Origin of the sequence: Aeromonas rivipollensis, assembly GCF_037811135.1 — a bacterium.
Classification (GTDB): domain Bacteria; phylum Pseudomonadota; class Gammaproteobacteria; order Enterobacterales; family Aeromonadaceae; genus Aeromonas; species Aeromonas rivipollensis.
Genome location: NZ_CP149130.1, coordinates 706,232 through 719,945 on the forward strand (window position 1 = coordinate 706,232; position 13,714 = coordinate 719,945).

The following is a 13,714-nucleotide window of genomic DNA, read 5'->3' on the forward strand; positions in this document are numbered from 1 at the left end:
GTTGCTTCAGCGGAAACCTAAGGACGGCATCAGCCCGGCTTGGGGAAGTAACGCTCCAGCAGGGCCTCGAGGATGGCCTGGCACTCGGCATCCGGCTCCCCGCTGACCAGAGTGGGTCTGAAATGAAGCTGGAAGGCGCGCATCGCGGCGCGGCTCTGCTCATCCCAGGCGCCGCTTGGCGCTACCCCATAGCCGTAGCGGGCGAGTCGTTGTTGCCATTGCTGCGCATCCCAGAGGGGGAGCTGCGTCTGGCGCAGCTCGGCCACTCTGGCCTCGTCTGGCCAGGCGCCGACGCCATGGTGCAGGGCCAGCTCGCGCCAGGGGAAGTAGGGGCCGGGATCCTGCTTGCGTTCGGGGGCTATGTCGCTGTGGGCCAGCACCTGGGTGGGGGGAATGCGATAACGATCGACCAGATCCCGGGTGAGGGCGCCGAGGGCGGCGATCTGTGCCCGAGTATAGGGTTGCCAGCGCCTCAGGTGGGCGGGCAGGGATTCGTCTTCCGTGGGATAACCCAGATTGACTATCTCAATGCCCAGCGAGCTGGCGTTGAGCCCGGCATACTGATGCCAGCGGCTGCGACCGGCGTGCCAGGCACGCTGGCTGTCGGGCACCAGCTGGTAAACGGGGAGCGGGCGTTGCTCGGTGTCGCGGGGGATCAGGTAGTGGGCACTTACTTTGTAATCTGATGCGGTCAGCAGATGCAGGGAGCGGGCGTCGTCCTCGTCGGTGTAGTGGAGGATCAGAAAAGCGATGCGCTCATTCTGGTTGGCACTGATATGACGGGTAGAGAGCTGATAAGGCGCCGGTTGGCAGGCGCCGAGCCCCAGCAGCAGGCAGAGTGACAGCAGTATGGTGCGGCATCTGTCTGGCCAGGGGGAAACAAGGGATGGCCAGCGCGGCCTGCCGCCCAGGCGGAATGACGGGGGGCAGGTGCGCTGGCCCATGGCTCAGGCGCGCTGTCTGAGGGTGACGCGCGCGCGCGGGCTCATGGCTCTGACCTGTACTTGGCGGTGAGGCCGATGAGGAAGTTGCGCAGGATCTGATCCCCGCAATCCTGGTAGTGCTTGTGATCCTTGGCGCGGAACAGGGCGCTCAGCTCGGACTTGGAGAGGTTGAAGTTGGCGAGCTTGAGGGTGCCCAGCATGTCTTCTTCCTTGTAGTCGAGGCCGATGCGCAGCTTGCGCAGGATCAGGTTGTTGTTGATCCGGTTCGGGATCACCTGGGGCGGGGCATTTTCCCGCACACCGCGACGCACGGCGATGAAGCCGTCGAGGAACTGGCTCAGGGCCGAGTCCGGGCAGGCGGCATAGCCTGCTTCCTGCTCTTCCCCTTCCGCTGCCTCTTTCAGCAACCAGCTGTGGAGCTGGGCGTGGGTGACAGTCAGGTTGCCCTTGGCAAACATCTCGACCATCTGATCGTTGCTGATGGTGAGGGCGTAGCGCAGGCGGCGCAGAATATCGTTGTTGGTCATGTTGACTCCTGTGGAAACGGCGCGATTTTACCATCTGCGGGCCTCGCAGTCAGAAAAAGCGCCTCACTCGGCCAGGGAGAGGTAGCGAGGGGCCTCCCGCCTCACCTGCTCCAGGGCATCTTGCAGCTCCAGCAGCTCGGGTTCGAGCTCGCTGACCGGCACGCCGTCGCGCAGCTGCTGCTCGAGCTGGGAGAGCAGGCGTTGCAGGCCGGGCACCCCCGAGTAGGCACAGCCGCCGTTGAGGCGATGTAGCTGGGCCAGCACCTCGGCATCCTCCACCCCGCCGGACAGCGCCTCGTCCAGCATGGGCTCCACCTCGTCGAAGCTGGCCAGCAGCATGGTCAGCATCTCCCTGGCGAGTTCCGGCTTGCCCGCCGCCTGACGTATCGCCAGGGTCCAGTCTATCTGCTGATCCCCCTGGTTCTGGTGGCGCCTGTGGGCGAAGTCGGTGATGAGCTGCGCCAGCATGCCCTCGTCGATGGGCTTGGCCAGGTAGTCGTCCATGCCCTGGCGGATCAGCCGCTCCCGCTCGCCCGGTATGGCATGGGCGGTGACCGCGACTATGGGGGTCTCGGTGTTGAGGGAGTGATGGCGGATCGCCTGGGTGGCGCTGATGCCATCCATGACGGGCATCTGTATATCCATGAAGATGATGTCGAACGGCTGGCTCTGGGCCAGGTTGACCGCCTCCTTGCCGTTCTTGCACACCACCACCTCGGTCACCATCTCCTTGAGCATGGCAGCGATGAGCTTGAGGTTGGCGGCGTTGTCATCCACCGCCAGCACCTTGACGGCCTGTACCCGGTGGGGGGCCGGCGCGGGCAGCGGCGTGCGCCTGGCCGCCTCGGGGGAGAGCAGGGCGTGCAGCAGCTTGCGGTGGTTGATGGGCTTGGAGAGGCAGTGGGCGGCGCCATGGGCCAGCATGGCGTCATAGAGCGCCGGCTCGTGGCTGCTGAGCAGCACTATGGTGTTCTGTTGCCCGCTGAGGCCATCGAGGCGGGTGATCACCTGTTGCGGGCTGTGCAGTGTGCTGCTGCCGATGATCACCATGTCCTGGCTGCCCATCTCCGGCCAGTCGTCGGCCATGGTCAGGGACTGCACGTCCAGTTGCCATTCGGCCAGCAGGGCGAGCAGGGAGGCGTGGGTGAAGGGATCCGGCTCCAGCAGCCAGACCCGCTTGCCCAGGATGCGGTCCAGCGGCAGCCGCTCGGTCTGGGGCAGGGGGGAGACATCCAGCTCCAGGTTGAAGGAGAAGACGGAGCCCTTGCCAAGTTCGGATTCGAAGCGGATCTGGCCTCCCATCTGCTGCACCAGTTTCTGGGTGATGACGAGGCCAAGTCCGGTGCCGCCATAGCGGCGGGAGATCGACGAGTCGGCCTGATTGAAGGCCTGGAACAGCTGGCGTTGCTGCTCTTCCGAGATGCCGATGCCGGTATCCCGGATGAGGACCCGCAGTCGTACCTTGCTGCCGTTGGGGGCCCCGGTCTGCTCGACGCGCACATCGACGTTGCCGCGTTCGGTGAACTTGATGGCGTTGCCGGTGAGGTTGGTCAGCACCTGTTGCAGGCGCATGGGGTCGCCGGTGAGGTAGTCCGGCACGGCGGCATCCACCTGCAAGGAGAGCTCGAGCTGCTTGTCGTGGGCACTCGGTCCCAGCAGGTGCATGGTCTCGTTGAGGGTGTCCCTCAGGCTGAACGGTATATGCTCGAGCTGCAGCTTGCCCGCCTCCAGCTTGGAGAAGTCGAGGATGTCGTTGATGATGCCGAGCAGGTTGCGCGCCGACTTCTCTATGGTCTGCATGTAGTCGGTCTGGCTCGGGGTCAGGCTGGTCTTGAGCAGCTGGCGGGTGAAGCCGATGACACCGTTGAGCGGGGTGCGCAGCTCGTGGGACATGTTGGCCAGGAACTCGGACTTGACCCTGGCCGCCTCTTGCGCCCGCTTCTTGGCCATGTCGAGCTCGACGTTTTGAATCTCTATCTGCTCCAGGGTCTCTCGCAGATCCGAAGTCGCCTGATCGATGTTCTGCTGCATCTCCTCATGGTATTCGGAGAGCGCCTTGGCCATGGCGTTGATGCCGTTTTTGAGCATGTCCAGCTCGCCGGTGAGCTGGCCGCTGACCCGGGTATCGAGGCGCCCCTCCCTGATTCGGTGCACCGCCTGCACCATGTCGGTGATGGGCTGGGTCACGCTCTTGACCAGACGGAAGCCGAACAGGGTACTGATGGCCAGACCGATGAGCACTATGATCACCGCGAAGAAGGCGTCGCGATACTGCAGGACTATGGCCCTGTCGGTGGCGAGCTGCATGGAGATGTAGCCGATGACAGGCGGCTCCAGGTCGCTCGGCAGGGGGAAGCCGTCCAGGCTGGTCTCGGCCTGGATGGGGGTGCGCAATATGATGTCATCGCCGTTGAAGGTGACGCTGGTCAGCGCCGGGATGGCGCTGCCGTCCGGCAGGCGCAGCTGGCTGAAGTCCCTGTGATAGTTGGAGGTGACGAACAGCTGGTTGTCCTGGGTGAAGACGGCGATGGACTTGATGAAGGGGGAGTTCTTGCGATGGGTCAGCCCTATCAGCCGCTTGAGGGATTCGCGACTGTGCTGGGTCATGCCGTATTCACTGGCGATGGCCAGGGGCTCTATGATGTTGATGCCCTGATCGATCAGGTTGTTTTCCAGCTGATGGTAGCGGTGGAAGGTGAAGTAACCGGCGATCAGGCCGCCGATGATCAGGGTTGGCAATATGGTAAATGCCAGTACACGGGCTCTGAGGCCGTACTTGGTCATGCTGATAAACCGCCGGCAAACATGATGAAGACCATAGCCCGGGGGGCCTGTGGGCGCAGGGGGAGGGCTGGCAATACAGTCGATGTCACCGTACGGGCGCTCAGGCCGTATCCTGTCATATCAATGGGCCACTTATGGTCAGATTGGGCAATGGGGCAGAGGCCGCAGCTCGGGCCTTCAGGCCGCATTTGGTCATACTATTATTCTTGTGGGACAATGGCCTGCTGCAGATTCCACAATCATGACATAGCCACCTATAGGCACCAAGTTTTATGGCCCAGTTTTTCAAGCCCCAAAAGAAATCCACCCAGCCCCAACGTATTGAATTTACGATAGACAGTCTGGACCACCACTGTGTCGGTGTCGGCCGTCATCAGGGCAAGGCCATCTTCGTCGAAGGGGCACTCCCCGGTGAGCTGATCAAGGCTCGCATCGTCGATGACAAGAAGCACTATGCCCACGCCGCCCTGCAACAGATAGTGACCCCGGCGGCCAATCGCATCGATCCCTTCTGCCCCCATTATCGCGAGTGCGGCGGTTGCAGTGCCCAGCACCTCGGCGAAGCGGATCAGCAGGCGGTCAAGGAAGCCGGGCTGATCAGCCTGTTCGAGCGCCTTGGCAACATCAAGGCTCCGGCGCTCGAGCCCGTGCTCAAGGGAGAGTCCCGCGCCTACCGCCGGGTCTGCCGTCTCGCCATCAAGTTTGACAAGAACGGTCGCTGCACCAGGGTGGGTTTTCGTCGCCGTCAATCCAATGATCTGGTGGAGGTAGCGGGCTGCCCCGTGTTGGCCGATCCCCTCTCTGCCCTTATCACGCCCCTGCGCGACTGCCTCAATCGCTTGAAGAGCCAGCGCGAGCTGGGCCATGCGGAGCTCATCCAGGCCGAACAGGGCATCATGATGCTGCTGCGCCACACAGGTCGCCCCAACGAGGCGGATCGCGCCCTGCTGGTGGCGTTTGCCGAGGCCCAGGGGATAGACCTCTACCTTCAGGCGGCGGATGAACGCATCGAACCCCTGCGCCAACAATTTCAGCCGAGCTACACCCTTGATGGCCTGTCTCTTGCATTCGCCCCTGGCGACTTCATTCAGGTCAACGGCCCCATCAACCAGAGCATGGTGACCCAGGCGCTGGCGTGGCTGGGGGCGACCAAGGACGACAAGGTGCTGGATCTCTTCTGCGGCATCGGCAACTTCACCCTGCCGCTGGCCCGTCAGTCCCGTGAAGTGGTGGGGGTCGAGGGGGAGCTCGCCATGGTGGCCCGTGCCGAGGAGAATGCCCGTCGCAACGGCATCGACAACGCCCGTTTCTACAAGGCGGATTTGAGCGGTGACATAGTCGGCATGTCCTGGGCGCGGGAAGGCTTCGATCTGGTGCTGCTGGATCCGGCCCGGCCCGGGGCGCTGGAAGTCATGAGCCACGTGGCGGCACTTTCGCCCAAGCGGGTGGTCTATGTTTCCTGTAACCCTGTCACCCTGGCCCGGGACAGCCAGGTGCTGGTGAAGGGGGGTTATCGACTGGCCCGCCTGGGGATGCTGGACATGTTCCCCCACACCGGCCATCTGGAGTCCATGGCGCTGTTTGAACGGGATTGAGCAGGCTGTTTTCAGATTGCCGGGGCTGCGTTTTGTCGGCCTTCCGATGCCGGTAGCGCTGTTTGAGCAGGGGTGATTAGGGTAATCTAGATCTGCAAAAATGGACCTGATGTGCGAGAGAAACCTGTTGCCGGGATCGGCAACATGCCTTGAAAACTCTTTCGCGCATCCCCATTTGAGGCAGTCATCAGCTGATGAGGGGATGGCAGAAAGCATCGGCTTTCGGCCCCACAATTTTAAGGATTGATACCATGGTTGCGGTGCGCGAAATTCATTTGAAAGACAATTTCACTCTGGAGGAGTGGGTCAGCTCCCTCTCCTTAAGTGAAAGTGACAAGAATCAACTGCGAACCGTCTACCAGTATTGTCTGACGCTTGGCGACGAGGCGCTCACCAGCCGCCTGCTGGTGCGTGGTGTCGAGATGGTGGGCATACTGCTGATGCTCAGCATGGATCTCGCCACCCTCAAGTCGGCCATTCTCTATCCCTTCGTCGAAGCCGGTCTCATCAAGCAGGAGAAGGTGAACGAGGACTTCGGCCCCAAGATCGCCAAGCTGGTGGAAGGGGTGCTGGAGATGGAGGCCATCCGCTCCCTGCAGACCCTGCACCGCAGCGAGACCTCGCCGGAGCAGGTGGACAACGTGCGCCGCATGCTGCTCGCCATGGTGGAGGATGTGCGCGCTGTCGTCATCAAGCTGGCGGAGCGGATCGCCTGCCTGCGGGAGGCCAAGCTGGCGGATGAGGAGACCCGGGTGCTGATGGCCCAGGAGATCACCAACATCTATGCGCCCCTTGCCAACCGCCTCGGCATAGGCCAGCTCAAGTGGGAGCTCGAAGATCTCGCCTTCCGTTACCTGCACCCGGACACCTACAAGCAGATCGCCAAGCAGCTCGACGAGAAACGGCTCGATCGGGAGCGCTACATCCGCGAGTTCGTGCAGTCCCTGCGCGATGCGCTGGCGGAGGCCGGGGTCGAGGCCGAAGTCTACGGCCGTCCGAAACACATCTACAGCATCTGGCGCAAGATGCAGAAGAAGCACCTCGAATTCAACGAGTTGTTCGACGTGCGCGCGGTGCGGGTGATCACCAAGCGGCTGCAGGATTGCTATGCGGCGCTCGGCATAGTCCACACCCATTTCCACCATATTCCCCGCGAGTTTGACGACTATGTCGCCAACCCCAAGCCCAACGGCTACCAGTCCATCCACACTGTGGTGGTGGGGGAGGAGGGGAAGACGGTGGAGATCCAGATCCGCACCGAGCAGATGCATCAGGATGCCGAACTCGGCGTCGCGGCTCACTGGCGCTACAAGGAAGGGGCTCAGGCCGCCGCCAAGACCAGTACCTTCGAAGACAAGATCGAGTGGCTGCGCAAGCTCCTCGCCTGGCAGGAGGATCTCTCCGAGAGCGGCTCCCTGCTGGACGACCTGCGCAGTCAGGTGTTCGAGGACAGAGTCTATGTGTTCACCCCCAAGGGGGACGTCATCGACCTGCCAGCGGGGGCCACCCCGCTCGATTTCGCCTATCACGTTCACAGCATGATCGGCCACCGCTGCATCGGGACCAAGGTAGATGGCCGCATAGTGCCCTTTACCTACACCCTGCAGACAGGTGATCAGGTGGAGGTGATCACCCAGAAGGAGCCGAACCCGAGCCGGGACTGGATGAACCCCAATGCGGGCTTCCTGCGCTCCAGCCGGGCGAGAGCCAAGGTGGCGACCTGGTTCAGAAAGCTGGACCGGGACAAGAACATTGCCGCCGGCAAGGAGCTGCTGGAGAAGGAGCTGGACAGGCACAACCTGACGCTCTCCAAGGTGGACAAGGTGGTACTGGAACGCTTCCATGCGGAGGAGCTGGAGGATCTGCTGGCCGGGATCGGCAGCGGCGATATCCGCATCAACCAGCTGCTCAACTACCTCGACACCCGCTACAACAAGCCGACGGCGGAGGAAGAAGACCGCCGCCTGCTGGAGAAGCTGGAGCAGAAGGCCAATGCGCCCTTCCGTCCCAAGGCCAAGGATCACATCGTCGTGGAAGGGGTCGGCAATCTGATGACCCACATTGCCCGCTGCTGTCAGCCCATCCCGGGGGACTCCATCCAGGGCTTCATCACCATGGGCCGTGGCGTCTCCATTCACCGGGAAGATTGTGAACAGCTGAAAGAGCTCTCTCGCCGCAATCCGGAGCGACTGATCGATGCGGTCTGGGGGGAGAACTACTCCGGCGGTTATGGTCTCACCATCCGCATCCTCTCCAACGACAGATCCGGCCTGCTGCGGGACATCACTACAGTGCTGGCCAACGAGAAGATCAACGTCATGGGGGTGCGCTCGCGCTCCAACGTGCGCGAGCAGACCGCCGAGATCGACATGGAGCTGGAGATCTACAACATCAACGCCTTCAACCGGGCCTTGGCCAAGCTCAGCCAGCTCAACGACGTGATCAGCGCCAAGCGCCTGTGATATCAACCGACCGGCCCCAGTGGCCGGTTGTTCTTTGACCCCTTTTGATGAAGTGAACCGTCTATGTCCCCACGTTACGACTTGCCTCAACTGCTCGACATCATGGCCCAATTGCGCGACCCGAACGGGGGTTGCCCCTGGGATCTCAAGCAGAGCTTCCAGACCATAGTGCCCCACACCCTGGAGGAGGCCTACGAGGTCGCCGATGCCATCGAGACCCAGGATTGGGACGGATTGAAGGGAGAGCTTGGGGATCTGCTGTTCCAGGTGGTCTTCTACGCCCAGCTTGGCAAGGAGCAGGGGCTGTTCGATTTTGCCGATATCGTCGATGCGGTGAGCGAGAAACTCATTCGCCGTCATCCTCATGTGTTCTCCGATGCAGACCTCGGTGACGAGCAGGCGGTCAAGGTGAACTGGGAAGCTGAAAAGGCCAAGGAGCGGGCCGCCCTCGACAGGGAGAGCGTGCTGGACGACATCCCGCTCTCGCTGCCGGCCCTGACCCGGGCCGCCAAGATCCAGAAGCGCTGCGCCACCGTCGGCTTCGACTGGAAGACCCTCGGCCCTGTGGTAGACAAGATCCACGAGGAGATCGAAGAGGTGATGGAAGAGGCGCTGATGGTCGACGTGGACGAAGAGAGGGTCAGCGACGAGCTCGGCGATCTGCTGTTTGCCACCGTCAATCTGGTGCGCCATCTGGGCAAGGATCCTGAGCAGGTGCTGCGGGGCGCCAACGCCAAGTTCGAACGCCGTTTTCGTCAGGTTGAGCAGTTTATTGCCGCGGAAGGGCTGAAAATGACCGATTGCACCCTGGAGAAGCTGGATGCAGCCTGGGGTCGGGCCAAGGAAACCGAGCAAAGTTGATTTGGCGCAAGACGAGGGGGCGGCGAGCCTGATAGATTTTTGTTCATTGTTTGGGAGAGGGGGTTTTGGTATACTGTTTCCCCGTCCTGCTTCATCCCCGAAGCACCCCTTAAAATTCCCTAAACTTCTTTCAGGTTCAGCATGACGACAAAATATATTTTTGTAACTGGTGGCGTTGTTTCATCCCTCGGCAAAGGCATTGCCGCAGCTTCTCTGGCAGCCATTCTGGAAGCCCGTGGTCTGGATGTGACCATCATGAAACTGGACCCCTATATCAACGTGGATCCGGGCACCATGAGCCCGACCCAGCACGGTGAAGTGTTCGTAACCGAGGACGGGGCCGAGACCGATCTGGATCTGGGCCACTACGAGCGTTTCATCCGCACCAAGATGACCCGTCGCAACAACTTCACCACCGGCCGCATCTATGCCGACGTGCTGCGCAAAGAGCGTCGTGGTGACTATCTGGGGGCCACCATCCAGGTCATCCCGCACATCACCAACGCCATCAAGGAGCGGGTGATTGCCGGCGCAGAAGGCCATCAGGTGGCCATCGTCGAAGTGGGCGGCACAGTGGGCGACATCGAGTCCCTGCCGTTCCTCGAAGCCATTCGTCAGCTGGCTGCCGAAGTGAGCCGCGACAATGCCATGTTCATGCACCTGACCCTGGTGCCTTACCTGGCCGCCGCTGGCGAGGTGAAGACCAAGCCGACCCAGCACTCAGTGAAAGAGCTGCTCTCCATCGGGATCCAGCCGGACGTGCTGATCTGCCGCTCCGATCGCGCCATCCCGGCCAACGAGCGTGCCAAGATCGCCCTGTTCTGCAACGTGCCAGAGCGCGCCGTCATCTCCATGAAGGACGTCGACTCCATCTACAAGATCCCGGCGCTGCTCAAGTCCCAGAATCTGGATGACTACTTCATCGCCCGTTTCGGCCTGGAGTGCAAGGAAGCCGATTTGTCCGAGTGGGAACAGGTGGTCTATGAAGAGGCCAACCCGACCGCAGAAGTGACCATCGGCATGGTCGGCAAATACGTTTCCCTGCCGGATGCCTACAAGTCCGTCAACGAGGCGCTCAAGCACGGTGGCCTGAAGACCCGTCTCTCCGTCAACATCAAGTTCATCGACTCCCAGGACATCGAGACCCGTGGCTCCGAGCTGCTGGAAGGTCTGGACGCTATCCTGGTCCCGGGTGGCTTCGGTGAGCGTGGCGTGGAAGGCAAAATCCTGGCCGCTCAGTATGCCCGTGAGAACAAGATCCCTTACCTGGGTATCTGTCTGGGGATGCAGGTTGCCATGATCGAGTTCGCTCGCAACGTGGCTGGCATGACAGGGGCTCACTCCTCCGAATTCAAGAAAGATTGCGCCTACCCGGTCGTCGGCCTCATCACCGAATGGGTGGATGAAGAAGGCAACGTCGAGACCCGCACCGAGAAATCCGATCTGGGCGGCACTATGCGTCTTGGTTCCCAGCTCTGCCACCTGGTGGAAGGTTCCAAGGTGCGTCAGATGTACGGCAGCCCGACCATTTATGAGCGTCACCGTCACCGTTATGAGGTGAACAACAAGCTGCTGCCGCAGATCGAAGCGGCGGGCTTGAAGGTCACCGGTCTCTCCGCCGACAAGAAGCTGGTGGAAATTATCGAGATTCCGGATCACCCTTGGTTCGTGGCGGCGCAGTTCCACCCGGAGTTCACCTCGACTCCCCGTGATGGCCACGCCCTGTTCGCCGGTTTTGTGAAGGCCGCCGGCGAGTATCAGAAGCGTAATCTGAAGTAATTGAAAATAAATGCGGTTGGGGCTCTGTGCCGCAGCCGCTTTTTTTGGCATATTTTTGTTGTTTTTTTACGAAACCTGAGGAAATACACATGTCCAAGATCGTTAAAGTGATCGGTCGTGAAATCATCGACTCCCGTGGTAACCCGACCGTTGAGGCCGAAGTTCACCTGGAAGGTGGTTTTGTTGGTATGGCAGCCGCTCCGTCTGGCGCGTCCACCGGTTCCCGCGAAGCGCTGGAACTGCGTGACGGCGACAAGAGCCGTTTCCTGGGTAAAGGCGTGCTGAAAGCCATCGAAGCCGTCAACGGCCCGATCGCTCAGGCTCTGCTGGGTAAAGATGCCAAGGACCAGGCCGTTATTGACCAGATCATGATCGACCTCGACGGTACCGAGAACAAATCCAAGTTCGGCGCCAATGCCATCCTGGCCGTCTCCCTGGCTAACGCCAAAGCCGCTGCTGCCGCCAAGGGCCTGCCGCTGTACGCCCACATCGCCGAGTTGAACGGCACCCCGGGTGTCTACTCCATGCCGCTGCCCATGATGAACATCATCAACGGTGGTGAGCACGCCGACAACAACGTCGACATCCAAGAGTTCATGATCCAGCCGGTTGGCGCCAAGACCCTGAAAGAAGCCATCCGCATGGGTGCCGAGGTCTTCCACAACCTGGCCAAGGTTCTGAAGTCCAAGGGCTACGCTACCGCCGTTGGTGACGAAGGTGGTTTCGCACCTAACCTGAAGTCCAACGCCGAAGCGCTGGAAGTGATCGCCGAAGCCGTTGCCGCTGCCGGTTACAAGCTGGGCACCGACATCACCCTGGCCATGGACTGCGCTGCTTCCGAGTTCTACGACGCAGAGAAGAAAGAGTACAACCTGAAGGGCGAAGGTCGTATCTTCACCTCCAACGAGTTCTCCGACTACCTGGCCGACCTGACCACCAAGTTCCCGATCGTCTCCATCGAAGATGGCCTGGACGAATCTGACTGGGAAGGCTTCGCCTACCAGACTGCTGAACTGGGCAAGAAAATCCAGATCGTGGGTGACGACCTGTTCGTAACCAACACCAAGATCCTGAAGCGCGGCATCGACAACGGCATCGCCAACTCCATCCTGATCAAGTTCAACCAGATCGGTTCCCTGACCGAAACTCTGGCTGCCATCAAGATGGCCAAGGACGCTGGCTACACCGCCGTCATCTCCCACCGCTCCGGTGAGACCGAAGACGCGACCATCGCCGACCTGGCCGTGGGTACCGCTGCTGGCCAGATCAAGACCGGTTCCATGAGCCGTTCTGACCGTGTTGCCAAGTACAACCAGCTGATCCGTATCGAAGAAGCCCTGGGTGCCAAGGCTCCGTTCCGCGGTCTGAAAGAAGTAAAAGGCCAGTAATTACTGCCTGCAATTCTTAAGCTGTTGAAAAGCCCCGCCACTCTGGCGGGGCTTTTTTGTATTTGCCGCACCCCATTGCCAGGTCGGCCCCTGATTGGCGGCGGTTTTCGTGTGGTTGCCGCCAACCGGGCGCCAAGGCCGTCCCTCCTGGGGATAGCGCGGCTTTTTGGCTCTCCCCTGCGGGGCCCCGCCATCTTTTTTATTCCCCCGGCCCGTCTGGCACACCGGCTTTCTTTTGTCTTGCCTGCGAATATGGGAAACTAGGCCGCTTGAAGGAGACTCAGTGCATGCGGCTACTCACTCTTATCCTGCTCCTCCTCTTGGGAGGGCTGCAATATGACTTCTGGCTGGGGAAAAACGGCCTATCCGATTATCGGGAGCTCTCCAATGCCATCGAGCGGCAACAGCAGGACAATCTGGTTCTCAAGGACCGCAACAACCTGATTTACCGGGAGATCGACGATCTGACCTCGGGCCTTGAGGCCATCGAGGAGCTGTCGCGCAACGATCTTGGCTACATCAAGCAGGGCGAGACCTTCTACCGGATCATTCCCAAAGACAAAGACCAAGTAACGGAGCCGGACGGCGTCCCCTACGATGACTGATTGCCTCAGCGGACTGACCGCCATAGTTCCGGCCGCCGGTATCGGCAGCCGCATGGGGGCCGACTGCCCCAAGCAGTACCTGACACTGGCAGGGAAGACCATCCTGGAGCATACGCTCGGCTGCCTATTGTCCCATCCGGCCATAGCCCGGGTGATAGTGGCGCTGGCGCCGCACGATGGGTGGTTCGAACAACTGGCCGTGGCGTCCGACCCGCGCATTCTGCGGGTCGAGGGGGGGAACGAGCGCGCCTATTCGGTGCTCAACGCCCTGCATGTGGCAGAGGGGAAGTGGGTGCTGGTACACGATGCCGCCCGTCCCTGCCTCTGCCACAGCGATCTCGACAAGCTGATCGCGACAGCCATGGTGTGCGATGGGGCTATCCTCGGCAGCCGGGTGCGGGACACCATGAAACGCACCGATGCAGCAGGCAACATAGTGGCCACCGTCGAGCGAGAACAGCTCTGGCATGCCCTGACGCCGCAGATGTTCCCCACCGGCACCCTGAAACGGGCGCTGGAGGAGGGGCTGGCACTGGGGGCCCTCATCACAGACGAAGCCTCCGCCATGGAGCGCGCCGGTTTTACCGTGAAGATGGTGGAGGGGCGTGCCGACAACATCAAGGTGACCCGACCGGAAGATCTCTCCCTGGCCGAGCTCTTTTTACAACAACAGAGTGCGCGCCAGCTGGCGCGACCCGATTGACCCGCAGAGGGGCATGCATGATCCGCATTGGACATGGTTTTGATGAGACAGATTTCTGTGTATTGA

The 13,714-nt window shown here is 61.2% G+C and carries 10 protein-coding genes; 7 read left to right on the top strand and 3 right to left on the bottom strand.

Translation table 11 applies throughout. The features are described from left to right. Positions 1-29: 29 nt before the first annotated feature. From WIR04_RS03375 to barA, 3 genes are all read right to left on the bottom strand, one after another. The gene (locus WIR04_RS03375) at positions 30-944 is read right to left on the bottom strand and encodes an N-acetylmuramoyl-L-alanine amidase (protein ID WP_338890473.1); all 915 of its coding nucleotides are present in this window, start codon (positions 942-944) and stop codon (positions 30-32) included. 41 nt (positions 945-985) lie between these two features. Beyond that, on the bottom strand, positions 986-1,471 hold the full coding sequence (locus WIR04_RS03380; protein ID WP_234690484.1) for a DUF1456 family protein: 486 nt from the start codon (positions 1,469-1,471) through the stop codon (positions 986-988). 63 nt (positions 1,472-1,534) lie between these two features. Next, positions 1,535-4,255 (bottom strand): two-component sensor histidine kinase BarA, encoded by a 2,721-nt coding sequence (barA, locus tag WIR04_RS03385; protein WP_338890475.1) that lies wholly within the window; start codon positions 4,253-4,255, stop codon positions 1,535-1,537. Between the two features lie 272 nt (positions 4,256-4,527). On the opposite strand from barA, the gene rlmD reads away from it, so the two are divergent. From rlmD to ispD, 7 genes are all read left to right on the top strand, one after another. Then, complete coding sequence (gene rlmD, locus WIR04_RS03390; protein ID WP_338890477.1) at positions 4,528-5,850, top strand: 23S rRNA (uracil(1939)-C(5))-methyltransferase RlmD; 1,323 nt, start codon at positions 4,528-4,530, stop codon at positions 5,848-5,850. 251 nt (positions 5,851-6,101) lie between these two features. Then, complete coding sequence (gene relA / locus WIR04_RS03395) at positions 6,102-8,312, top strand: GTP diphosphokinase (RefSeq protein ID WP_025328250.1); 2,211 nt, start codon at positions 6,102-6,104, stop codon at positions 8,310-8,312. A 63-nt stretch (positions 8,313-8,375) separates the two neighbouring features. Further along, positions 8,376-9,173: a nucleoside triphosphate pyrophosphohydrolase gene (mazG, locus tag WIR04_RS03400; RefSeq protein WP_338890480.1), complete on the top strand. Its 798-nt coding sequence runs from the start codon at positions 8,376-8,378 to the stop codon at positions 9,171-9,173. 141 nt (positions 9,174-9,314) lie between these two features. Beyond that, a complete protein-coding gene (gene pyrG / locus WIR04_RS03405; RefSeq protein ID WP_025328248.1) occupies positions 9,315-10,952 on the top strand; it encodes a glutamine hydrolyzing CTP synthase in 1,638 nt (545 codons plus the stop codon). Positions 10,953-11,041: 89 nt separating this feature from the next. Beyond that, on the top strand, positions 11,042-12,340 hold the full coding sequence (gene eno / locus WIR04_RS03410) for a phosphopyruvate hydratase (protein WP_106885833.1): 1,299 nt from the start codon (positions 11,042-11,044) through the stop codon (positions 12,338-12,340). Between the two features lie 287 nt (positions 12,341-12,627). Then, on the top strand, positions 12,628-12,945 hold the full coding sequence (gene ftsB / locus WIR04_RS03415; RefSeq protein ID WP_106885834.1) for a cell division protein FtsB: 318 nt from the start codon (positions 12,628-12,630) through the stop codon (positions 12,943-12,945). Beyond that, complete coding sequence (gene ispD, locus WIR04_RS03420; protein ID WP_338890485.1) at positions 12,938-13,648, top strand: 2-C-methyl-D-erythritol 4-phosphate cytidylyltransferase; 711 nt, start codon at positions 12,938-12,940, stop codon at positions 13,646-13,648. The genes ftsB and ispD overlap by 8 nt, the downstream gene beginning before the upstream one ends. Positions 13,649-13,714 lie beyond the last annotated feature (66 nt).